Origin of the sequence: Salipiger sp. CCB-MM3 (genome assembly GCF_001687105.1) — a bacterium.
GTDB lineage: Bacteria > Pseudomonadota > Alphaproteobacteria > Rhodobacterales > Rhodobacteraceae > Salipiger.
The window spans coordinates 1,312,617-1,335,468 of sequence record NZ_CP014596.1 but is presented as its reverse complement, the minus strand read 5'-3'; the positions used below and the strand labels follow the sequence as shown (position 1 = coordinate 1,335,468).

Below are 22,852 nucleotides of genomic sequence, written 5' to 3'. Positions count from 1 at the left end.
TGACCTTCTGTCAGGGCCTCTTGCGGATCAAGCTGATATGCTCGGCATCGATCAGCAACGTGCCGTCATCGCGCATCAGCCGCACCGCTTCGGTGATAATTCCGGCAGGGCGCGAGCCGCTCTCGCGTTTGGCGGTGAAATCCATCTCCACGTAGACCGTGTCGCCGGCCACGATGGGATGCTTGAAGCGTACGTCGTTCCAGCCAAGCGAGGCGATGGATGTCTCCTCATAAAGCTTGAGCTCGGTCTTCAGCCCTTCCATCAGCGCAAGACCATAGAGCCCATGCGCGATGATGCCGGGGAAGCCAGCTTCTCTGGCATAGGCCTCGTCGGTGTGCAGCGGGTGGTGGTCGCGCGTCAGGCGGCAGAAATCGGCGATATCCGCCACGGTGATCTCATGCGTGCCGGTGGTATAGGTCCGGCCGATCTCAACGTCTTCGTAGAAGAGGTTCATGCGTAAGCCTTCTGCACTTGCCGCGCGATGATCATGCGCTGGATCTGGTTGGTGCCCTCATAGATCTGGCTGAGCCGCACGTCGCGGAACAGGCGCTCGACCCGGAACTCGCGCGAGTAGCCGTTGCCGCCGTGGATCTGCAGCGCGTTCGAGATGTGCACCTGCGCCATGTCGGTGGTGAAGAGCTTGGCCTGCGCCGCTTCCAGCGCAATCGGCTTGCCCGCGTCATAGAGTTTCGCGGCATTGTGGATTAGCAGTCGGGCGGCGGCGATGTCCTTGGCCATGTCGGCGATCATGAACTGCACCGCCTGATGCTCGAAGATCGGCTTGCCGAACTGCTTGCGGTCACCGGCGTAGGCGATGGCATCCTCCATCGCCGCCTGCGCCATGCCAAGCGCCATGGACGACATCATCAGGCGCGAGAAATTAAAGTTCTCCATCGCCATCTTGAAGGCGCCATGCTCCGGCCCGATCAGATTTGTGACCGGCACGCGCACGTCGTCGAAACTGACCATGCATTCGGCGAGCCCGTGCATCCCGAGCAGTTCCTCGGATTTGCCGCGGATCACGCCGGGGCGGTCGGTTTCCACCAGAATGCACGAAATGCCCCGATGCCCGGCGTCGGGATCGGTCTTGGCAAAGACCATGATCACATCGGCGACCTGCCCGAAAGTGACCCACGCCTTGGTGCCTTTGATGACATATTCATCACCGTCGCGTCGAGCGGTGGTCTTCATCGCCGCCACATCCGAGCCGTGGTCGGGTTCGGTCACCGCGGTGGCCGGAATCACCTTGCCCTCGAGGATGCCGGGAATCAGCGCCTTGTGCTGCTCCGAGCCGTGGTGGTCGAGAAACAGCGCCGCTTCGACCGGGATCGCGAAGGCATTGCCGACCGCACCCGCGCCGCGCGCGATCTCTTCCATGACGATGCAGGCGGCCATGGCATCAAGCCCGACGCCGCCCGCTTCTTCGCGCAGGGCGACGCCGAAAAGCCCTTGCTCGGCCAGCGCTTCGTAGATCGGGCGGGGAAATTCGTCGTCGCGGTCGATGGCGGCAGCGGCGGGGGCGACCACGTCATCCGAGAGGCGGCGCGCGGTCTCGCGCACCATGCGCTGCTCTTCAGTATAGAACTGATCCAATGTGATCTCCGTTCGTGAATTTGAGATTTGATCTGATCATCAGCTACACAGCCGGATGCCGCCCGGTCAAGCCGAGGCTTTCCCGGCGTGGAAGGCATCGGTAGGGCTGCGATCAAAAAAGTAGACGATCACGTCCTTCGGGCTCGCCCCATAGGCACTCGCCACCGCCTCGGTGATCGCTTGGGCGGCGGTCTCCTTGGCCTCCTGGGGCCGCGGGAAGGCATGTACTTTTATGAAGATGCGGAAGTTTTCAGCATTTTTGCCATATTTTCCAGCATGTCCGTAGGAATAGTGAGGTGCTGAAAAATAATAGCAGGTGACGATTTCCGGCTTGATCCCGAAGGCCTGGCAGAGACCATCAGTCATGTCTTTCGTCGCAACCTCCCGTATTTCCTCGGTCGCGTCGCGGTCGATGATTTCGATGAAGGGCATGGTCAGTCTCCTTGGGGAAGCGGCGCCGAGGGGCGCGGTGTTGGCTCTGTGAGTTGACTCATTATCTGATCAGATCGAACGTGGCTGCAAGAGGTTTGGATCGGCGACCCGCTGCCGAGCCAAGGAAGTCGGAAAGGACCGCAATGACCTTCAAGGGCAGCTACACCGTCTGCGTCACACCGTTCGACTCGCAGGGCCGCGTCGATCTCGATGCGCTGCGCTCTTATGTCGACTGGCAGATCGAGGAAGGCGTGCACGGGCTCATCCCGCTGGGCAGCACCGGCGAGTTTCTGTCGCTCACCCGCGAAGAGCGTACCGCGGTCGCCGAGGCAGTGATCCAGCAGGCCGCGGGCCGGGTGCCGGTGCTGATCGGCACCGCCGCCGAATGGACCGACGAGGCGGTGTCGCTGAGTCGCGAGGCCGAACTGCTGGGCGCTGATGGCGTAATGCTGGTGCCACCCTATTACTCCTCGCCCACCGACGAGGAACTGGTTGTGCATTTCACCCGCGTCGCCGAGGCGCTGTCGATCCCGGTGATGCTCTACAACAACCCGTTCACCGCGAATGTCGATCTCAGCGCGGCGCTGGTCGGGCGGCTGTCGGAAGTCGACAACATCTCTTACATCAAGGACACGTCGAAGAACGTGCACCGGGTGACCGAGCTTCTGGAGGCCTGCAATGGCCGGATGACGGTGTTTGCCGGGTATTATCCTTGGGAAAGCTATCTGGCAGGCGCCGAGGGCTACAGCTCGGTGATGTCCAACATCGCACCGAAGCTTTCGGCGCAGACCTTCGAGCGGACGGTCGACGGCTCCGGAGAGGGCCGCGATCTCTATGTAAAAAGCCTGCCGCTGATCAACGCATTGGCAGGTGACCTCTATGTCTCGGCCACCAAGGCCGCGATGCAGATGATCGGCCGCCCCATGGGCGACCCGCGCCCGCCGCGCCTGCCTCTGCCGCAGGCCAAGCGCGCCGAGCTGGAAACCATCATGACCGATCTGGGGCTGCTGGCGGAGGCCTGATCCCGGCCCCGTGCCGGGGGAAAATTTCCGCCCCAACAGAGAGAAACCCATCAGGGAATAAACAGATGAAACTCACCAATCTTGCCCTCTGCGTCGCGCTTGGCGCAACGCTCGTCTCCGCCCCGGCCTTCGCGCAGGAGATCACCCTCAAGGCCAGCCACAACGCCAACGCCGACGAGCCCTATGGCGTCGGCATGCGCAAGATGGCCGAGATCCTCGAAGAGAAGTCGGGCGGCAAGGCGACCATCGAGGTCTATGACAACGCCACCCTCGGCGACGAGATGGAAAGCATCCAAGGCACCCAGATGGGCACCGTGGACATCGCCGTGACCGCCAACTCGACGCTGGCGAACTTCGTGCCCGACCTGTCGGTTTTCTCGCTGCCGTTCCTGTTTGACGATGCCGAGCAGATGGACCGCGCCCTGAGCGATCCCGAAGTGCTGGACGCCATTGGCTCGGCGCTGGACGCGCAGGGCTTCCACCTGCTGTCGGTCTTCTCGGCGGGCACCCGTCACATCATGACCAAAAAGCCGATCGAGTCGCTCGACGACATGGCAGGCCTGAAGATCCGCACCATGCAGAACCCGGCTCACGTGGACACGTTCAACGCCTTCGGTGCCAATGCCACCCCGATCGCCTACACCGAGCTTTACGGTGCCATCGAGACCGGCGTGGTCGACGGTGCGGAAGCGGCCAACACCAACTTCTACTCGCAGAAGTTCTATGAGGTCGCACCCGATTGGGCCGTGGTTGGCTGGCTGGAACTGGTCGCGCCGGTGATCATGGGCAAGGCTGCCTATGAGGCGCTGGACGCAGACACCCAAAAAGCCCTCGACGAAGCGGGCCTCGCAGCCGGCAAGGCCGAGCGCGCTGCCTATCTCGCCTCCGACAACGCCCGCTTCGGTGATCTCGAGAAAGTCGGCGTGAACATCACCCACCCCGACGTCGACGCCTTCCGCGAAGCGGCCGCTCCGGTGCAGCAAAAGTACCTCGAAAGCGACGCCCAGAAGAAGATCTTCGATCTGGTGAAATCGGTCGAGTAAGCTCCCCGAGCTCGACCCAACTGCCCGGCCACGTCCTTCCCGTGGCCGGGCCTCTCCTCTGACTGCCGCAAGAAAGCCCGCCCATGTTCGCAATTCTCGAACGCCTCTGCCTCGCCCTGCGCCGTGTCGTCTCGGGCGTGGTGATCCTGCTCTTCACGGTGATGATGATCTCGGTGCTGGTGCAGGTCGGCGGGCGCTATGTCTTCAACTACTCGATCGCGCAGGCCACCGAGATCGCCACCTTCAGCCAGATCTGGCTGGTGCTGATGGGGGCGGGCGTAGCCGTAGCCAAGGGCCAGCACGTGGCCATCGACATGCTGCCCGCGCAGCTGCCGCTGCCGATGGCGCGCGTGGCGCTGATCGCCATCGCACTGGTCATCACCGCCTTTCTGGCGGCGCTCGCATGGGGCAGCCTGCCGCTGCTGAAGATGGGCAGCTTCCAAAGCTCGCCGGCGCTGCGCATGCCGATGAAATACGTCTATCTCTGCCTGCCGTTCGGCGCGGGCTACATGGTGCTGGAACTGCTGCTTTCGGTCATCCAGCGTTGGGACAATCCCTTCCCGCCGCCCGAACCCGACGCCGAGGAGGCGCTCTGATGATCGTGATCGCTGCCGCCTTCGTTTTCCTTCTCGCCCTCGGTGTTCCGGTGGTCTTTGTGCTGGGCGCCTCTGCCGTGCTGGCGCTGGTCACCACCACCGATGTGCCCGTCGCCATCGTCAGCCAGCGCGTTTTTGCGGGGCTCAACTCCTTCACCCTGATGGCCATTCCCTTCTTCGTCTTTGCCGGGGTGATCATGGACGCGGGCGGCATCTCGCGCCGCATCGTGGATTTCGCCTCTGCGCTGATCGGCTGGGTGGTCGGCAGCCTCTATCAGGTGAGTTGCGTCGCCGCCGCCGGTCTTGCAGCGATCTCGGGGTCTGGCTCGGCGGACACCGCCGCGATCTCGGCGATCATGCAGCCGCAGCTGCGCCGCCGGGGCTATGACGTCGACTTCGGCGCGGCGCTGATCGCCTGCGCCGGATCCATCGCGCAGGTCATCCCGCCGAGCCTGACCATGGTGATCCTCGCCGTGGTGTCCAACGTGTCGATCGGCGCGCTCTTTGTGTCGGGCGTTCTGCCGGGGCTGATGTGCATCGTGATGCTGATGCTCATCGCTTACTTCCAAGCCAAGAAGGGCGGCGAGACCTACCGTGACGCCGAGCCTTTCACCATGGCGCGCCTAGGCCGCACCGGCTGGGCCGCGCTGCCCGCCGCCGGGATGCCGGTGCTGATCCTCGGCGGCATCCTCGGGGGTATCTTCACCCCGACCGAGGCTGCCGCGGTTTCCGGCTTCTACGGTCTGCTCGTCGGTGCCTTCGTCTATCGCGACCTGAAGCTCTCGGCGCTGCCGGGGCTGATCCTGCGCACCGCTTCTCTTTCTGCCGCAGTCATGCTGATCATCGGCACCGCCAGCGTCTTCTCGTGGCTCATCGCCAATGCCAATGTGCCGCAGATCCTCGGCGATTGGATTGCCAGCGTGTCCAGCAGCCAAGTGATCTTCCTGATCATCGCTAACCTGCTGTTCCTCTTTGTGGGCATGTTCCTCGAGACCATCGCGGCGATCCTGATTATCGTGCCGGTGCTCTCGCCGATCGCGGCGCAGATGGGCGTCGACCCGCTGCACTTCTCACTGTTGGTGATCCTCAACTGCGCCATCGGCACGGTGACGCCGCCCTACGGCGTGTCGCTCTTCGTGTCGTCCAGCGTCGCGGGCCGCACGGTGCTGCAGGTGTCGCGCCGCCTTGGCTGGCCGCTCGCCGGGCTCTTTGCCATGCTGATCGCGGTGACCTTCATTCCCGACCTGTCGCTGTTCCTGCCGCGGCTCTTCGGGCTCATCGACTGACTTCTTTCAAGGACCATCCCATGACCAAACTCAAAGTCACCATCGCGGGCATCGAATTCGACGCGCGCTTCGAGGAAGAGGCGGCGCCCAAGACCGTCGCCGCCTTCCGCGCGCAGATGCCCTATACCAGCAAGGTGGTGCACGTGCGTTGGAGCGGCGAGGGCGTGTGGATCCCGCTCGGCGAGACCGATTTCGGCGTCGAATATGAAAACCACACCAGCTATCCGGCACCGGGGCAGTTCATCCTCTATCCGGGCGGTATTTCGGAGACCGAGATCCTGCTGGCCTACGGCGGCGTGCATTTCGCCTCGAAGATGGGGCAGCTTGCGGGCAACCATTTCATCACCCTGACCTCGAACCTCGACAAGCTGGCCGAGATCGGCCCCAAGGTTCTGTGGGACGGGGCGCAGGACATCCACTTCGAGGAAGTCTGAGGCATCCATGACCCAAACCCCGATCAGCTATGGCGCGCGGCTGCGCCAACTGGCCGCCGAGCGCGGCGATGCCGAAGCGGTGTGCTTTCTGCCCGCGCGCGGAGAGGCGCAATCGCTGAGCTGGTCGGGGCTCAATGCCATGGCCGACGGGTTCGCCCGCGCGCTGATCGCGCGCGGCGTGGGGCAGGGCGATGTGGTCGCTTTCGCCCTTGGGAACATCCCCGCCCATCTGGCGCTGGCCGTCGCGGTCTGGCGGGTGGGTGCGACGACCATGGTGCTCGACCCCGGCATCCGGCCCGAGACCGCCGCCGCCATGAAAGTGCGTAGCGGTGCGGCGTTGGTGATCGGGCAGCCCGAGGGGCTGGGGGATATCTCGCTGGCCGACTTCGAGGCGCTGGCGGCAAGCCTGCCCGCCACGCCGGTCGAGGACCGTATCCCGCTGCCGGGCAAGATCGTGCTTTCGGGCGGCTCCACCGGCCTGCCCAAGATGATGTGCGACGACCGCCCCTTCACCCGCGTGCCCGGCGCAAGCTGGGGACGGGTGGCGCCGCGTCTGGGGTTCCGCTGCGATCAGACGCAGTTGGTCTGCGGGGCCATGTCCCACAACGCGCCCTTCACATGGGCGCAGAACGGCCTTTTCGAGGGCAACCGGCTGGTGCTCATGGAACGCTTCGACGCGGTTCGCGCCCTGCAGGCCATCGACGCCCATGAGGTGGGCTTTGCCATGCTGGTGCCGACGATGATGGTGCGCATGTATGACCGGCTGGAGGACAGCGGCGCGACCCTTGCCAGCCTGCACGCGCTCTATCACACCGGTGCGCCCTGCGCGGGCTGGCTCAAACAGGCGTGGATCGAGGTTCTGGGGCCGGAGCGCGTGACAGAGATGTACGGCTCGGGCGAGAACACCGGCCAGACCACCATCACCGGTGCCGAATGGCTGACCCATCAGGGCTCGGTCGGGCGCGGCTTCGAAACGGAAATCCGGATCTATGGCGCGGATGGGCAGCTGCAGCCTGTGGGCGCGCCGGGCGAGATCTTTATGCGCCCCGATGACCTGTCGGGACGCAGCCATTACACCGGCCCGGACGCCCCGGCCCCCGAACGCGACGCCGATGGCTTTCAGAGCATCGGCGATGTCGGCTGGCTGGATGAGGAGGGCTATCTCTACCTCGGCGGGCGGCGCGATGATGTGATCAACACCGGCGGCGTGAAGGTCCACCCCGAGACCGTCGAGGCCGTGCTGCTGCGCGCGCCTCAGGTGGGCGACGCGGTGGTCTTTGGCGTGGACGACCGGGAGTGGGGCCAGAAGGTTCTCGCCTGTGTCGTGCCGAAGGAGGGCAGCGTCCTCGACGAGGCGGCGCTGCGCGCTTTCTGCCACCAGCACCTCGGCCCGCAGGAAGTGCCGAAACGCTTCCACATCTGCGAGGTGCTACCCCGCGACGGCTTTGGCAAGATCCGCCGCAAGGCGCTGCGGGCTGAATACGCCGCCGCCTGAGACAGTGGCAGGCCCGTTTTCCCGGTTCCCCTGCGCCGTGCCGCGGGGTAGAGCGGTATGGATTTCGCCGGGATGTGGAGACGCCTCCCGGCGCCCATGACCTTGGACCGACGCATGAAACTCATCATCGATACCGACCCCGGCGTCGACGACGCCCTTGCCATCCTCTACGCCGCCGCGCAGCCGCAGATCGACCTGCTGGGGCTGACCACCGTCTTTGGCAATGTCACCGTCGCGCAGGCGACGCGCAATGCGCTCTATCTTGTCGAGCGCGCCGGGCTCGACATCCCGGTGGCCGAAGGCGCGGCCAAGGCGCTGGAATTGCCGCCTGCGACGCCGAGCCATCACGTGCACGGCCCCGAAGGCTTTGGCAGCCTGCCCGAGATGACGCCCAAGGGCGCAAAGCTGGACGAGACCGCGGCAGAGTTCCTCGTGCGTATGGCGCGCGAGCATAAGGGCGAGCTTGTGCTCTGCCCGATCGGCCCGATCACCAATATCGCCGACGCGATCCGCCTCGATCCCGAGTTTGCCCGGAACGTAAAGCGCATCGTCTTCATGGGCGGCGCGCTGGATGCGCCCGGCAATATCTCGCCCCACGCCGAGGCCAACACCTATCACGACCCGCATGCGCTCGACATCGTGCTGCAGAGCGGGGCGAACATCTGCATGGTCGGGCTCGATGTGACGATGCAGGTGCTGCTGCGGGCCGAGGACTTCGCCGAACTGGAACGGCGCGATCCCGAGCATGGTGCCTTCCTGCGCGAGATGAGCCATTTCTATCTGGATTTCTACCGCTCGGTCGGCGTCGAAGGCTGCGGGCTGCATGATCCGCTGGCGGTCATGGCCTGCATCATGCCGCAGATCGTCGGCATCGAACGCGCGCCGCTGCAGGTGACGCTGGACGGCCCCGAGATCGGCAACACGCTGCGCTGCACTGGGCGGCCCGAGGTCGAAATCGCGCTGTCCTGCGATCCGGTCGAGGTGAAGCGGCTGTTCATGGAGACCTTCGGCGGCTGACGCCTAAGGATCAGCGCTGCGACGCAAACGCCCGCCGAATTGAACCGGCGGGCGTTTCGTTTTTTGCTTTGTGGTGGCTCAGGACTGCGGGATGCCCTTGCTCGGCCCAAGGCGCTTTTGCGCGGCGATGCGGAAGGGGGCGTTGGGCCCGCCAAAGCCCTTGTAGCCCGGTCCGCGCTGCACGATCTCGAAGAACATGCCGCCCGCGAAGGCACGGCTGTAGACCTGGAAGAACTCGGCCTCGCCCTCACGGTCATAGAGGATGTTGCCCGCCCGCAGACGCTCGAGCAGCCCGTCGGGCATATCGAAGCGCGCTGCCAGATCGTCGTAATAGTTGCCGGGGATCGGCAGCGGCTGGAAGCCCAGCTTTTGCATCTGCGCGACCGAGGCGAAGATGTCGTCGGTCGAAAGCGCGATATGCTGCACCGAAGCCCCGAAGGTGGAGGCAAGGAAACGCCCGGCCAAGGTGCGATGGGTTTCGGCGCCATTGAGCGTGATCTTCAGCCGTCCTGCGGCGCTTTCCACCACCTGACTGCGCACCAGACCATCGGGGTCGATGACATCGACCATGGGGGATTTTTCCATGTCGAAGAGCGTGCTGTAGAACAAAGTCCAACTCAGCATGTCCTCGTAAGACATGGTCTGCGCGAGGTGATCCACATGGGTCAGGCCCGCGCCGGGCGCCTTGGCCTCGCCGGTGGCTTCGAACTCCACGTCCCAGACCTCGCCGAGGCCGCTGGTGCCGTCGATGAAATGCATCACCGAACCGCCCAGCCCGCGGATCGCCGGGATCGCCAGCTCACCCGGCCCGGTCGGCTGCGAGAAGGTCGGCGAGCCGAGCGCGGTGGCGCGCTCTACCGTGTCATGGGCCGAGGACACCTGCAGGCCGATGTCGCAGACCGACAGGCCGCGCGTGTTCCAGACATGCGCCGCATGGCCTTCCGTTTCCGAGTTCACCACGATCCGCACGTCGCCCTGTTGCCAGAGCGTGATCGCCTTGTTGCGGTGCTTGGCGGCGTTGCGGAAACCCAAGGTGCGCAGCATGTCGGTTAACGTCTCGACCTCGCCGTCGCGGGCGGCAAATTCGACAAAGCTCACATCCTCGGCGCGCACGCGCGGCGGGATGGCGGGCATGTCGATCTTGGTCTCGGGCTCGGCGCGGCGCACATCGTCCATCAGCGCGATGAGCGAGCGATAGCCGTCCTGCGCCGTGGCGCGGGCGTTGCTGCCGCGGAACTGGTCGTTGAAGATCTCGAGACTGATCGGTCCCTTGTAGCCCGCCGCCATCACCGCCTGCATGAAGCGTTTAACTTCCAGATCGCCCTCGCCGGGCATGTTGCGGAAGTGGCGCGACCAATAGAGAAGGTCCATCTCGATCGCCGGCGCATCGGCCAGCTGCACGAAGAAGATCTTCTCGCCGGGGATCGCGCGGATCGATTCCGGGTCAAGCTTGCGGCCCAGCGTGTGGAAACTGTCGAGGATGATGCCGACGTTGGAATGGTCGGCCTGCCGCACGATCTCCCATGCGTCGCGGTGATCGTTGATGTGGCGGCCCCACGCCAGCGCCTCATAGCCGAGACGGATGCCGCGCTCCTTGGCGATCTCGCCAAGCTCGGCAAGATCATTCGCCGCGCGCTGGATGCCGCCCAGCGAGCGCGGGTGCACGGAAGAGCAGATCAGGATCAGGTCGGTGCCCAGTTCCTGCATCACGTCGAACTTGCGCTTGGCACGGTCGAAGGCTTTCGAGCGCAGCGGCTCGGGCAGGCACTCGAAGTCGCGGAAGGGCTGGAACAGCGGGATCTCCAGCCCGTGGTCGCGGATCATCCGGCCGACCTCGCGGGCGCCGCCGTCATGGGCGATGAAATCCTGCTCGAAGATTTCCACCCCGTCGAACCCGGCGGCGGCGATGGCCTCGAGCTTCTCGGGCAGGGTGCCCGAGATCGAGACGGTGGCGATCGCGGTCTTCATGGGGCGTCCCTCCTTAATAGCCGAGCACGCGCGGCAGCCAGATCACCGTTTCGGGCACGAAGGTCAGGATGAACAAGACCAGCACCTCGACAAAGAAGAACGGCATGATCGAGCGGATAAGACGCGCCATGCCCACATTGGCGACCCCTTCGGCAACGAAGAGACACAATCCGAGCGGCGGGGTGATCAGGCCGATCATCAGGTTGAAGATGACCAGAATGCCGAAGTGGGTCGGATCGACGCCCATCGACACGGCGATCGGGTGCAGGATCGGCACCAGCACCAGCATCGCTGCGATGCCTTCGAGGAACAGGCCCACGAAGAGGAAGAGCACGATCACCGCCAGCAGGAAGGTGGTCTTGCTGTCGACATTGGTCAGCACCCAGTCGGTCAGCATGTTCGGCACGCGGTTGTAGGTGAGCAGCCAGTTGGCAGCCGAAACGGCGGCGATGATGATCAGGATCACCGCGCTGTCGCGCATGGCGCCCGAGAAGATCCGGGGCAGGGCCGAGAGGCGGATGTTGCGGTAGACGAAAAGGCCGAGGATCAGCGCGTAGCCCACGGCAAAGCTCGCGGCCTCGGTCGGGGTCACGATGCCCAGCAGGATCGAGCCCACCACCAGCACCGGCATCAAGAGCGGCAGGATGCCCTGCAGCAGCGCCTGTCCATTCGACGGCCCGCCCAGATCTCCGGTCTGGTCGCCCTTGTCGACCTTCACGGTCAGCATGACGTAGGCCGACAGGAACACCGCCAGCAGGATGCCGGGGATCACGCCCGCGAGGAACAGCGCCGGAACCGACACGCCCGACACGATCAGCGCATAGATGATCACCGGGATCGACGGCGGGATGATCGGGCCGATCACCGAAGAGGCGGCGGTCAGCGCGGCGGCGAAGCTGCGGTCATAGCCGTGCTTTTCCATCTCGGGGATGAACACCCGGCCAATCGCCGAGGTGTCGGCCACAGCCGAGCCAGAAAGGCCCGCGAAAATCACCGAGGCCCAGATGTTCACCAGTGCAAGACCGGCGCGCATGCGGCCCACCAGCACGTTGGCAAAAGCGATGATACGGCCAGTGATGCCGCTTTCGTTCATCAGCTCGCCCGCCAGAACGAACAGCGGAATGGCCAGCAGCGGGAAGGAGTTGAGACCCTTGTAGATCTCGGTCGGCACGATGCGGAGCGTGTAGGGCGCTTCGCCGGTGGCCATGAAATAAAGCAGCGCCGCGATGATCGCGATGGCGATAGGGGCACCGGCCAGCAGGCCGCCGATCAGGATGAGATAGACCATTGGCTCAGACCTCCGTGCGGCCGGTCAGCCGCTGGATCAGTTTCAGGGTGGCCGCGATGGCGAGGATCGCCCCGCCGAACGCAACGGCATATTGGTAAGGGCCGACCTTGCCGAGCCAGACCAGCGCGTCGATGCCGGTGCTTTGCGCCAGCGCGTCCGCGGTCGCTTTCAGCCCAGAGGAGTCGACGCCTCCGCGGCGCAGCGCAAAGACGTGGCCCGCATAGGCCAGCCCAATGCCCGCGGCGATGCCCATGACATCGGCAGCGGTAAACACCCAATGGCGCACGCGCTTCGGCAGCATGTCGGAAATCACGGTGAAGCGGATGTGGCTGTCGCTCAGATAGGCCAGCGCAAGGCCGAACATCACGCCGTAGATCGTCAGGTAGATCGGCAGCTCCTCGCCCCACGGGACGGAGCGGCCAACGGCGTAGCGCCGGATCGAGTTGACGAAAATGATGAGAAAGACCAGCGCCATGCTGAGGCCGGCGCCGAAGGCAAAAACCCATCGGGCGGCACGGGTGAGACGATCCATCGTGGCTCCTCCGAAGACAAGGCCCGAGCGGACGGGCCAAAAGGCGGACCTGCGGGGCAGGCCGTAAAGAAAAGCCGGGCCGCATTCATGCGGCCCGGCCAATGGGGTCGCAGATTACTGCGAGACTTCCGAGACGGCGGTCTGCAGACGGTCGATCCACTCGGCATCGTCGCCCAGTTCGCCGCGGAGGTATTCGACGACCGCAGGTTGCGCCTTTTCTGCAAAGGCTGCAATCTCGTCGGCGGTCGGCGCGTAGACTTCCATGCCTTCTTCCTGCACGGCACCGACGCCCTGCGCGGTGTTCCACTGCTGGATGGCGCGGCCCATGTTGCCGGCGATGCGCGCGGCCTTGGCGACCACTTCCTGCTGCGCCGGCTCGAGCATGTCGTAGAACTCGTCCGAGATCACGATGAAGTCGGCGGCGTAAACGTGACCGTCGAGGGTCATGTATTTCTGCAGCTTGTGCAGGCCGTTGTTGTAGATCACGCCAACCGGATTTTCCTGACCGTCGACCACGCCGGTCGACAGCGCGTTCGGCAGTTCGGTCCATGCGATCGGGGTCGGCTCACCGCCAAGACCCTTCACCATCTCCACGTAAAGCGGGATCGGCTGCACGCGGAACTTCAGACCTTCCATATCCGCGGGCGATTTGATCTCGCGGGTGTTGTTGGTGAAGTTGCGGAAGCCGGTCTCGCCGTAGGCCAGCGTGCGCAGGCCGGTCTCTTCGAGGCAGTGCTGCGCCAGCGCGTCGCCAAACTCGCCGTCCAGCACGTCCCATGCGACGGTGGCCGAGGAGAAGGTGTAGGGGATGTCCAGCACCGAAGCGGCCGGGCAGACCTTGGACATGGCGCCGGAAACCAGCGCGACCTGGGTCAGGTTGTCCTGCACCTGCGCGACCAGCTCGTCTTCGTTGCCGAGCGCACCCGCCGGGAACAGCTCGACGGTCATGTCCGACTCGCCCTCGACGATGTTCTTGAAGATCTGCGCCGCGGCGCCTTTCTTCGAGCCGGTCCACTCGTCCGGATCCACGTGCGCGACGCGCAGGGTCTGAGCGCCTGCGGTGGTTGCGGCGAGGCTGCCGCAGAGTGCAGTGACGGCAAGCAGAGACTTGGTGATAGAACGCATGAATTCCTCCCTCAGCGTTTCGTGTTGCCCGCGTCTTGCGCGGGCTGGTCGAAGGCGTCGAACGTCGCCTTCATGCGAACCGGATCGGCGGGCCGACCGGTAAAGAGTTCGAAGGCGCGCACCGCTTGGAACACCGCCATGCCCGAGCCGGGCAGGACGCGGCAGCCCTTGGCGCGCGCGGTCGCAATGAGCTGGGTCTCGAGCGGAAAATACACGATATCCGCGACCCACAGATCGGCTTCGATAAGGTCTTCGTCGATTGCCATGCCCGGCAGTTTGGCCATGCCCATGGGCGTGCAGTTGACCACACCGTTCGGACGGCCTTCGGCAAAGAGCGCGGCGATATCGCTGACCGCCTGCGTCTTGGTGCCGGGGCGGTTGCTGGCGACCAGCTTGGCAAGCCCTTCGGCCCGCGCCGGATCGGTGTCGAAGATCGACAGCGTCTCGACGCCGCAATCGGCCAGCGCATGGGCCACGGCCACACCTGCGCCACCTGCACCAAGCAGCAATGCGTGGCGCGTATCGGCGCCATCGAGGCCCCGGCGGAAGCTTTCGGCAAAGCCCCACATGTCGGTGTTGTGGCCGGTCCGCTTGCCGTTCTCGAAGACGACGGTGTTCACCGCGCCCACGGCGCGGGCGTTCTCCGACAACTCGTCGAGCAGGTCGATCACGTCGATCTTATAGGGATAGGTGATGTTCAGCCCGTCAAAGCCCGCGGCCTCGGCGGCAGAGACCATCTGCGCCAGCGTCATGTCCTTGCGCTGCGGCGCGTCCATGTCGAGCTTTTTATAGGTGGTGAAAAGACCTTGTGCGCGCGCTTCTTGCATCTGCATCAGCGGGGTGCGCGACAGCGCGATGCCCTGACCGATCAGGCCGGCAAGCAAACTGTCTTCTCTTGTTTGCGCGTTCTCCAAAGCGGCCTCCCCCCAACTTCGCGTGTCTGACAAGTTGTCGCAGCATTGTACTCAGCAGTTAAATTGTCAAGTGAATTGAACCGGCGGGTTAAAAATGTAGGATAGCGTTCAAGAGGACGTGAGGAGGACGCATGGGGAGGCCTGCGGAAAATCGAGCAAAGTCACGGGGCTGGAAACAGAATCCCGAAGCGGTGAAGGCCGATATCCTGCGCGTGGCGCGCAGCGAGTTCGCCCGCCGTGGGCTTACGGGGACACGAATCGAGGACATCGCCGCGCAGACGACGACCTCGAAGCGGATGATCTTCTACTATTTCGGGGACAAGGAATCGCTCTACGAGGCGGTGCTGGAAGAGTGCTATGCCGAGGTGCGCGGCGGCGAGGCAGAGCTTGATCTCGAAGGGCTGCCACCGGATGCGGCGCTGAAGGCGCTCTTGGAGTTCACCTTCGACCACCACCGCCGCAATCCCGAGTTCATTCGCCTCGTGATGATCGAGAACATTCACGAAGCGCGCCACATGAAGAAGATGCAGGCGCTGGCAGCAAAGAACGAACGGGCGATTGGCGTGGTCGAGAAGATCTGCCGCGCGGGCAGCGCGGCGGGGCTGTTCCTCCCGGACATCTCGCCGGTGGCGCTGCACTGGCAAATCAGCGCGATGAGCTTCTTCAACGTGGCGAACCAGGCGACTTTCTCGACCAACTTCGGTCCGGCGCTCTTCACCGACGAGGGGCAAGCGCTGCTGCGCCGCTCGGCGGTGCGCGGCATTCTGGCGGCGGTGCTGAAGGATCCCGCGCGGATCGACAGCCTATGTCCCGCGACGCCGGGTGGCTCGGAAAGCGCGGGCTGACCTCAGGCCGGCGCAGGCGCCACCAGCCGTGCCGCGTCGAGGATCGAGAACACTGGCCGCCCGGTGACGCGGCGGATCGCGTCCGCGTAGGGCGGCAGGTTTCCGCATTCCAGAACGATGGCCGCGATTTCCGGCGCGCGGCTGACCAGCGCCTCTGCCGCGGCGCAGACCTCGCTCTGCATCTGCGTCCGGTCGAAGCTGGCGTTCTGGCGGGCCTTCGCGGCAAGGAAGGTCCGGGCGAAAAGGGCGCTGTCCTGAAGGCCCCCGATCCGCACTTCATCGGGCGCGGCGCCAGCGGCGCGGATCGTCTCCGGCCCCAGCGCGGCGGCGGAGGCGGTCAGCACGCCGATGGGGCGCCCGCCGGTCATCTGCCGCGCCATCGGCAGCAGGCACAGCCCCGAGAGCACCACGGGCACGGGCAGGGCAGCGGCGATCTCACGCTGCACCGAGATCAGGAAGCCGCAGGTGGAGGTGATCAGGCAGGCGCCTTCCGCGGCCAACTCTTCGGCAGCCTCTCGGAAGGCATCCACCAGCTGCGGTGCCGGGCGTCCGTTGCGGACGATATCCGGGCTGCCCGCGCCCGGAACCACGCGCACGCGGGCGGGCAGATGGTAGCTGCCGGGATTGCCCGCGTCCCCAAGGATGCGCGGGAACTGCGTGTCGAGGCTGAGGATGCCGATGAAGGGCGTCATGCGCGAAGCCTGTCGGTTGGTCGGGGGCCGGCGCACCGGCCCCCGTGGGATCATTGCGCGGCCTGTACCGTCTCTGGCAGCCATGTGGCAAGGCCGGGGAAGGCCACCAGCACGCCGACCATCAGCACCATGATCAGGAACATCGGCAGCGCGGTGCGGGCGATGTAGCTCATGTCGTGGCGGGTCATCCCCTGCAGCACGAAGAGGTTGAAGCCCACCGGCGGGGTGACCTGCGCCATCTCGACCACCACCACGATGAAGATGCCGAACCAGATCAGGTCGATCCCTGCGGCGCGGATCATCGGCTCGATGATCGCCATGGTGAGCACCACCGCCGAGATCCCGTCAAGGAACATGCCGATGATGATGTAGAACACCGTCAGCGCCGCGATCAGTGCCACCGGCGAGAGATCCCACGCCGCGATCACTCCGGCCAGCGCGCGCGGCACGCCGGTAAAGCCCATGGCCAGCGTCAGGAAGCTCGCGCCCATCAGGATCAGAGCGATCATCGCCGAGGTGCGGGTGGCGCCAAAGAGGCTCTCGCGGAACGCCTGCCAGCTGAGCGAGCCCTGCAGCAGCGCCAGCACCAGCGCGCCGATCACCCCGAAGGCCGCGGCCTCGGTCGCCGTGGCGATGCCAAGGTACATGGAGCCGATGACGACCATGATCAGCGCGATCACCGGGATCAGCAGGGTCGAGGCGCGGAGTTTCTCGCCGAACGACATGGCGGGCTCGGGATCGGGTGCCTGATCGCGGCGGACCACTGACCAGATCGCGATATAGGCCATGAACATGGTCGCCAGCACCAGTCCCGGAAAGACGCCCGCCATGAAGAGGCCGGTGACGCTCTGCTTCACTGTCACGCCATAGACGATCAGCGTCAGCGAGGGCGGGATCATCAGACCCAGCGTCGCGGCACCCGCCAGCGTGCCGACGATCATGAACTCGGGATAGCCGCGCTTGCGCAGCTCGGGGATCGACATCTTGCCGACCGTTGTCAGCGTGGCCGCAGAGGAGCCCGAGACCGCCGCGAAGACCGTGCAGCCCACCACGTTGGAGTGCAGCAAGCCCCCCGGAAAGCGCGAAAGCCACGGCGCGAGCCCCTTGAACATATCCTCGGAAAGCCTCGTGCGGTAAAGGATTTCCCCCATCCAGATGAACAGCGGCAGCGAGGTCAGCGTCCAGCTCGAGGCCGAGGTCCAGACGGTTATGCTCATCGAACTGCCCGGGTTGCGCGGGGTGAAGCCGATCATCCCCATATAGGCGACCCCCATCAGCGCCAGCCCGACCCAGAGGCCCGAGCCCAGCAGGAAGAACAGCACGAAGAGGAAGACACCGATCTTGAGCCCCACCGCGTCGCGGTCGAAGCCGGTCATCAGGTGGACAGCGGCATAGAGCACCAGCGCGCAGGCCGCGAAAAGGATCAGCCGCGCTTTGACCGAGCCGAGCGCGTCGCGCAGAAGCGGCTCGCGCGGGTCGTCGACGCCCATGCTGGGGGTGAAGAGAAGGCCGATCAGACTGTCGATCACCGCAACGGCCAGCAGCACCGCGCCCACCGCCATGACGATCTGCGGGATCCACAGCGGCGTGCCATCCTGCCCTTGGCTGACGTCGTTGATCTTGTGGCTGAGGATCGGCGTCTGAACCGCGTACCACGCAAAGAAGAGCGCCACCACGGCGGCGGCGGTATAGCACCAGATCTCGATGCCGCGCCGCCAAGCGCCGCCGCGTTCGACCAGCATGCCGACGCGGATATGCTCGTTGCGGCGGAAGGTGTCGGCCAGCGCGAGGAAAGAGGCCGCGGCCATGGCGTAGCCCGCGTAATTGGCCCCGCCGGGCAGCAGGATGCCGAGCCAGCGGGTGACCATCTGCGCCACGACAAGGCAGAGGATGGCGATCAGCGCCAGCGCGGCGCCATAACCTGACGTGGTATAAATCCCGTCCAAGATGCGGCGCATGGGCTGCCCTCCTGTGGTCTCTTGGTCTTTTTCTAGGGTCTCTTGAGAGGTCATATCGGGGCCCGCAACACCGGCACCACACCGCGGGTGCGGATGGCGCAGGGGCGCCCCGGCAAGACCGGGACGCCCCGTATCAGCGTTGCCTTGTCCTTACTCGGCGTCGTAGGCGTCGATGATCGCGGCACCGTTCTCGCCGGCGTTCTCTTTCCACTCGGCGGTCATGGTCTTGCCGATCTCCTGCAGCTTGGTGGTGATCGCCTCGGCGGGCGGGTTCACGTCCATGCCGTTGTCGGCCAGCGTCTTGACGAAACCGCCTGCCAGTTCGGCTGCCTTCTCGGCGCCGCGGGTCTGGGCGGCTTCGGCCTCGTCCATCACGCAGGTCCGGGCTTCGTCCGACAGACCGTCAAGCGCGTCTTTGTTGGCAAAGACCGTGTTGCGCGGCAGCCAAGCCTTCACGTCGTAGAAGTTGGTCATGTCCTCCCAGACGCTTTCGTCCACGCCGGTGGCGCCCGAAGAGATCATCGCCGAGACGACGCCGGTGGCCAGTGCCTGCTTGAGATCGGCGGCTTCAACCTGCGTCGGCACCATGCCCGCCAGTTCAGCGACTTCCGCGGTGATCGAGTTGTAGGCGCGGAACTTCACGCCTTCCATCTCTTCGGGCGTGGTGACGGGCTTGGAGAAATACAGCCCCTGCGGCGGCCACGGCACCGAGTAGAGCGGCACGATGTTCTGCGCTTCGAGCACCTTGGCAAGCGTCGGCTCTGCGGCGGCGCGCAGCTTTTCGGACGCCTCGAAGGAGGTGGCGAGGAAGGGGATCGAGTCGTAGGCGAAAACCGGGTCTTCGTTGGCATGGGCCGACAGAAGGCGCTCGCCGATCTGGGCTTCGCCCAGTTGCACGGCGCGCTTGATCTCGTCACCCTTGAACAGCGAGCCGCCCGCGTGGATCACGATCTCCAACTCGCCGCCGGTGCACTCTTTGACGGCGTCGGCGAACATCTGGGCGTTCTCGGTGTGGTAGTTGCTGGCCGGGTAGGCCATCGGCATGTCCCAGGTCTCGGCCGAGGCGGCGCCTGCGAGCGCGGTGGTCAGCGTCAGGAACGCGGCTGCGGTGAACTTCATGGTGTACCTCTCTGTGGTTGCATTGGTTTTTATTGTTCTGTCCCGCCATCAATGTTGATCGGCGAGTCATTTGCAACGAGGTTTGCAGAAGTTTTTCGCCATTGGAACGCCGCATCGGGAGTTGCCGCATCGTTCCTATGCAAATGCTGCGCGCGGGCGGGTGCCTGTCAAAACCCGGCGAAACGGGTAAAAGCGCGCAAAGCCGTGACAGGCCAGAACGCAAGGAGAGCCGCCCATGTCGCCCATGTCCACACATCCCGCCATTTTCGAAGGGCTCACCACGCCGGCGCTGATCCTTGACGAGGCGAAGATGCTGCGCAATCTCGCGCGGCTTTCGCAGCACGCGGCGGATCTGGGCGTTACCCTGCGCCCGCATATGAAGACCGCGAAATCGCTGGAGGTGGCCGAGCGGATGAGCGGCGGCACTCCGGGGCCGATCACCGTCTCGACGCTGGCAGAGGCCGAGGTTTTTGCCGCCGCCGGGTACAATGACATTCTCTATGCGGTTGGGATCGCGCCCGGAAAGCTGCCGCGCGTGCAGGCGCTGCGCGGGCGCGGCTGTGATCTGGTGGTGATCCTCGACAGCGTCGGGCAGGCGCGGGCAGTGGCCGAGGCGGGCATCCCGGCGCTGATCGAGATCGACAGCGACGGCCATCGCGGCGGGCTCTCGGCGGAAGACCCGAGCCTGCTCGAGATTGCGCGCATTCTGACGGGTGCAGACGCGCTGCGCGGCGTGGTGACCCACGCGGGCGAAAGCTATGGCGTGTCGGGCGCAGAAGCGCATGCCGAATTTGCCGAACGCGAGCGCGCCGCCACCGTGGCGGCTGCAGAGGCGCTGCGCGCGGCGGGGATGGCTTGCCCGGTGGTCAGCGTCGGCTCGACGCCCACCGCCCACGCGGCACAAGACCTCACCGGGGTCACCGAACTGCGCGCCGGGGTCTATATGTTCTTCGATCTGGTGATGGCGGGCATCGGCGTGTGCACGACCGAGGATGTCGCGCTGTCGGTTCTGGCGTCGGTGATCGGCCATCAGCCCGACAAGGGCTGGGTGCTGATCGACGCGGGCTGGATGGCAATGTCACGCGATCGCGGCACGGCGGCGCAGGCGGTGGATCAGGGCTATGGCATTGTGTGCGACGCCGAGGGGCGGGTGATCCCCGATCTGATCGTCACCGCGGCCAATCAGGAACACGGCATCATCGCGCGTCGCGACGGCGCCGCCGGCCCCATGCCCGATCTGCCGGTGGGCACGCTGCTGCGCATCCTGCCCAACCATGCCTGTGCCACGGCGGCGCAGCACGGCGGCTATTCGGTGATCCCCGCGCGCCCTGGTCCGCTGCAAAGCTGGGCGCGCTTCGGCGGCTGGTAAGCAGGTCCGAGCGCCATTGGTCGAATGAAAAAGGCCCCCGCCGTGGCGGGGGCCTTGTCGTGCAAAGCGGGGTGAGGGGTCAGTCGCTCAGCACGCCTTCTTCGTCCCGGCGGCGGTGCATCTTGGCGCGCACCACGCGGCCCACGATCAGCGGCATGATGAAGCCGAGGATCGCGATGGCCCAGAGTGCGATCGACAGCGGACTGTCGATCAGGGTGAACCAATCGCCGTTGTCGATGGTGATCGCGCGGCGCAGGTTGTTCTCCATCGTGTTGCCAAGCAGCGTGCCGAGGATGATCGGCACCAGCGGCACGTCGAGCTTGCGCAGCACCCAGCCCATCACGCCAAAGCCGATCATGATCAGCAGATCGAAGCTCGAGCCCGAGATGCCGTAGATGCCGACAAAGCTGACCATGGCGACGATCGGCATCAGGATGCGCGGCGGCACCATCAGCACGCGGGTGAAGATGCCCACCATCGGGATGTTCAGCGCCAGCAGCATGATGTTGGCGATGAAGAGCGCGGCGATCAGGCCCCAGACCACATCGGGGTTCTGGGCAAAGAGCAGCGGGCCGGGGGTGATGTTGAGCGACAGCAGCACCGCCAGCAGAACCGCCGTGGTGCCCGAGCCCGGCACACCCAGCGCCAACATCGGCACCAGCGCGCCACCGGCGGCGGCGTTGTTGCCCGCCTCGGGGGCGGCCACGCCGCGCGGATCCCCGGTGCCGAAAGTGCCTTCCTTGTCCACCAGCCGCTTTTCCATCGAGTACGAGATGAACGAGCCCAGCGAAGCCCCCGCGCCGGGCAGAACGCCCGCGATGAAGCCCAGCACCGAGGTGCGCAGCATGGTGGGGGTGCATTTCTTGATCATCGACATCGGCGGGGTGAGGCGGCCCAGCTTCAGCTGGTTCGAGGACGCATCAGCGCTGCCGTGGCGATGCTCGAGGAAGATGAAGACTTCCGACAGAGCGAAGAGGCCAACGATAGCCACGAGGAAATCGAGACCGTCATAGAGGTGCACTTCGCCGAAGGTGAAGCGCGGCACGCCGGTCTGGGTGTCGACGCCGATCATCGCAAGGCCAAGGCCGAGCATGGCGGCGAAGGCCGATTTCGCCTGATTGGTCGACGACACGCCGCCAAGCGTGGCGAAGGCCAGCGCGAAGAGGGCGAAATATTCCGCCGGTCCGAACAGCAGCGCGATCTTCACCAGTTGTGGCGCGAGGAAGATCAGGCCCCATGTGGCTAAGAACGCACCGACGAAGGAAGCGATGCCCGACAGCGAGAGCGCCTCGCCGGCCATGCCCTTCTTGGCCATCGGGTGGCCGTCGAGCACGGTCATCATCGCCGGTTCGTCACCGGGAATGCCAAGCAGGATCGAACTGATCCGCCCGCCGTACATGGCGCCGTAATAGACCGAGGTCAGTAGGATCAGCGAGGGCGTCGGGCCAAGCCCGAGGGTGAAGGCGAGCGGGATCAGGATGGCGACGCCGTTCGACGGGCCAAGGCCCGGCAGCGCGCCCATGATGGTGCCCAGAAAGCAGCCCAGCAGCGCGAGGCCGAGGTTCTGCAGGGTGAAGGCAACGGCAAAACCGTCGCCGAGACTTGCGAATACGTCCATTTCGGCCCTCTCCTCAGAAGCCCAGCGGGCCGCGGGCGAGCGACAGCCCCAGCGCCAGATGGAAGACAACGTAGATGCCGACAGAGGTCAGCACGCCGATCAGCAGCGACTGCAGCGGCGCGCTGCCAAGGCGCCACGTCAGATAGGCGGCGGCAACGGCGGTGGCGATGACGAACCCTGCGATCGGCAGGAACTCGGCGTAGAGGATCATCACCACGACAGCGGCGAGAATCTCGACCAGACGGGGCAGGGCGGGCCACTGCGGTTCGGCGTCCGGTTTCAGCGCGATGAAGATGGACGAGATGCCGAGGATGGTGGCGATGATCAGCGGGAAGGCCTTGGGGCCGACTTCGTCAGAGAGGAAGCTCTCCTCGATCTGCAGCGCCGCCCAGGCAAAGAAGATGGCGAGCGCCAGGCCGAAGAGGCCGAAGATGCGGTCACTCATGGGATCCCCCTTGGTTTGCGTGAAAGGATATTAGGAGGCGGCGGGCCCTCTGGGAGGAAAG

Annotated in this window: 22 protein-coding genes and 1 pseudogene; 9 read left to right on the top strand and 14 right to left on the bottom strand. The window is 65.2% G+C overall.

The features are described from left to right. Positions 1-10 precede the first annotated feature (10 nt). From AYJ57_RS19820 to AYJ57_RS19810, 3 genes are all read right to left on the bottom strand, one after another. Complete coding sequence (locus AYJ57_RS19820; protein WP_066110112.1) at positions 11-454, bottom strand: MaoC family dehydratase; 444 nt, start codon at positions 452-454, stop codon at positions 11-13. Then, a complete protein-coding gene (locus AYJ57_RS19815) occupies positions 451-1,593 on the bottom strand; it encodes an acyl-CoA dehydrogenase family protein (RefSeq protein ID WP_083191377.1) in 1,143 nt (380 codons plus the stop codon). Before AYJ57_RS19815 ends, AYJ57_RS19820 begins: the two co-directional genes overlap by 4 nt. 66 nt (positions 1,594-1,659) lie before the next feature. Further along, positions 1,660-2,025, bottom strand: coding sequence for a tautomerase family protein (locus AYJ57_RS19810; RefSeq protein ID WP_066110110.1), 366 nt, complete (start codon positions 2,023-2,025; stop codon positions 1,660-1,662). Between the two features lie 143 nt (positions 2,026-2,168). Between AYJ57_RS19810 and AYJ57_RS19805 the strand changes: the two genes are divergently transcribed. From AYJ57_RS19805 to AYJ57_RS19775, 7 genes are all read left to right on the top strand, one after another. Further along, positions 2,169-3,047 (top strand): dihydrodipicolinate synthase family protein, encoded by an 879-nt coding sequence (locus tag AYJ57_RS19805; RefSeq protein WP_066110108.1) that lies wholly within the window; start codon positions 2,169-2,171, stop codon positions 3,045-3,047. A 65-nt stretch (positions 3,048-3,112) separates the two neighbouring features. Then, positions 3,113-4,090, top strand: coding sequence for a TRAP transporter substrate-binding protein (locus AYJ57_RS19800; RefSeq protein ID WP_066110106.1), 978 nt, complete (start codon positions 3,113-3,115; stop codon positions 4,088-4,090). Positions 4,091-4,173: 83 nt separating this feature from the next. Next, entirely contained in the window at positions 4,174-4,686 is a 513-nt protein-coding gene (locus AYJ57_RS19795) for a TRAP transporter small permease (RefSeq protein WP_066110104.1), read from the top strand. Continuing rightward, positions 4,686-5,972 carry a TRAP transporter large permease gene (locus AYJ57_RS19790; RefSeq protein WP_066110101.1) on the top strand — a complete coding sequence of 429 codons (1,287 nt, stop codon included), beginning with the start codon at positions 4,686-4,688 and terminating at the stop codon, positions 5,970-5,972. The genes AYJ57_RS19795 and AYJ57_RS19790 overlap by 1 nt, the downstream gene beginning before the upstream one ends. Before the next feature lie 20 nt (positions 5,973-5,992). Further along, positions 5,993-6,406, top strand: a complete 414-nt coding sequence (locus AYJ57_RS19785) for a DUF3830 family protein (protein WP_066110098.1) — start codon at positions 5,993-5,995, stop codon at positions 6,404-6,406. Between the two features lie 7 nt (positions 6,407-6,413). Further along, entirely contained in the window at positions 6,414-7,901 is a 1,488-nt protein-coding gene (locus tag AYJ57_RS19780) for a class I adenylate-forming enzyme family protein (RefSeq protein WP_066110096.1), read from the top strand. A gap of 114 nt (positions 7,902-8,015) precedes the next feature. Then, positions 8,016-8,918 carry a nucleoside hydrolase gene (locus AYJ57_RS19775; RefSeq protein ID WP_066110095.1) on the top strand — a complete coding sequence of 301 codons (903 nt, stop codon included), beginning with the start codon at positions 8,016-8,018 and terminating at the stop codon, positions 8,916-8,918. 78 nt (positions 8,919-8,996) lie between these two features. Here AYJ57_RS19775 and AYJ57_RS19770 read toward each other — a convergent pair whose 3' ends face one another. From AYJ57_RS19770 to AYJ57_RS19750, 5 genes are all read right to left on the bottom strand, one after another. Next, positions 8,997-10,886 (bottom strand): bifunctional sugar phosphate isomerase/epimerase/4-hydroxyphenylpyruvate dioxygenase family protein, encoded by a 1,890-nt coding sequence (locus tag AYJ57_RS19770; protein ID WP_066110093.1) that lies wholly within the window; start codon positions 10,884-10,886, stop codon positions 8,997-8,999. 13 nt (positions 10,887-10,899) lie between these two features. Beyond that, positions 10,900-12,174 carry a TRAP transporter large permease gene (locus AYJ57_RS19765; RefSeq protein ID WP_066110091.1) on the bottom strand — a complete coding sequence of 425 codons (1,275 nt, stop codon included), beginning with the start codon at positions 12,172-12,174 and terminating at the stop codon, positions 10,900-10,902. Positions 12,175-12,178: 4 nt separating this feature from the next. Then, positions 12,179-12,706 carry a TRAP transporter small permease gene (locus AYJ57_RS19760; protein WP_066110089.1) on the bottom strand — a complete coding sequence of 176 codons (528 nt, stop codon included), beginning with the start codon at positions 12,704-12,706 and terminating at the stop codon, positions 12,179-12,181. Between the two features lie 114 nt (positions 12,707-12,820). Beyond that, positions 12,821-13,831 carry a DctP family TRAP transporter solute-binding subunit gene (locus AYJ57_RS19755; RefSeq protein ID WP_066110087.1) on the bottom strand — a complete coding sequence of 337 codons (1,011 nt, stop codon included), beginning with the start codon at positions 13,829-13,831 and terminating at the stop codon, positions 12,821-12,823. Positions 13,832-13,842: 11 nt separating this feature from the next. Then, positions 13,843-14,715 (bottom strand): shikimate dehydrogenase, encoded by an 873-nt coding sequence (locus AYJ57_RS19750; RefSeq protein WP_237220235.1) that lies wholly within the window; start codon positions 14,713-14,715, stop codon positions 13,843-13,845. Between the two features lie 221 nt (positions 14,716-14,936). On the opposite strand from AYJ57_RS19750, the gene AYJ57_RS19745 reads away from it, so the two are divergent. Next, positions 14,937-15,590 (top strand): TetR/AcrR family transcriptional regulator, encoded by a 654-nt coding sequence (locus tag AYJ57_RS19745; protein WP_237220234.1) that lies wholly within the window; start codon positions 14,937-14,939, stop codon positions 15,588-15,590. A 2-nt stretch (positions 15,591-15,592) separates the two neighbouring features. Here AYJ57_RS19745 and AYJ57_RS19740 read toward each other — a convergent pair whose 3' ends face one another. From AYJ57_RS19740 to AYJ57_RS19730, 4 genes and pseudogenes are all read right to left on the bottom strand, one after another. Continuing rightward, a complete protein-coding gene (locus tag AYJ57_RS19740; protein WP_066110081.1) occupies positions 15,593-16,282 on the bottom strand; it encodes an aspartate/glutamate racemase family protein in 690 nt (229 codons plus the stop codon). Positions 16,283-16,332: 50 nt separating this feature from the next. Continuing rightward, positions 16,333-17,658 carry a TRAP transporter large permease gene (locus AYJ57_RS19735; RefSeq protein WP_066110487.1) on the bottom strand — a complete coding sequence of 442 codons (1,326 nt, stop codon included), beginning with the start codon at positions 17,656-17,658 and terminating at the stop codon, positions 16,333-16,335. A gap of 186 nt (positions 17,659-17,844) precedes the next feature. Further along, positions 17,845-18,150: pseudogene (locus AYJ57_RS26380) on the bottom strand (TRAP transporter small permease); the annotation flags it as partial. A 240-nt stretch (positions 18,151-18,390) separates the two neighbouring features. After that, positions 18,391-19,359 (bottom strand): TRAP transporter substrate-binding protein, encoded by a 969-nt coding sequence (locus AYJ57_RS19730; RefSeq protein WP_066110079.1) that lies wholly within the window; start codon positions 19,357-19,359, stop codon positions 18,391-18,393. 235 nt (positions 19,360-19,594) lie between these two features. Here AYJ57_RS19730 and AYJ57_RS19725 point away from each other — a divergent pair, with 235 nt between their 5' ends. Beyond that, a complete protein-coding gene (locus tag AYJ57_RS19725) occupies positions 19,595-20,728 on the top strand; it encodes an alanine racemase (RefSeq protein WP_157374277.1) in 1,134 nt (377 codons plus the stop codon). A 79-nt stretch (positions 20,729-20,807) separates the two neighbouring features. Here AYJ57_RS19725 and AYJ57_RS19720 read toward each other — a convergent pair whose 3' ends face one another. Then, complete coding sequence (locus AYJ57_RS19720) at positions 20,808-22,346, bottom strand: tripartite tricarboxylate transporter permease (protein WP_066110077.1); 1,539 nt, start codon at positions 22,344-22,346, stop codon at positions 20,808-20,810. Between the two features lie 13 nt (positions 22,347-22,359). Further along, positions 22,360-22,791: a tripartite tricarboxylate transporter TctB family protein gene (locus AYJ57_RS19715; RefSeq protein ID WP_066110075.1), complete on the bottom strand. Its 432-nt coding sequence runs from the start codon at positions 22,789-22,791 to the stop codon at positions 22,360-22,362. Positions 22,792-22,852: the final 61 nt, after the last annotated feature.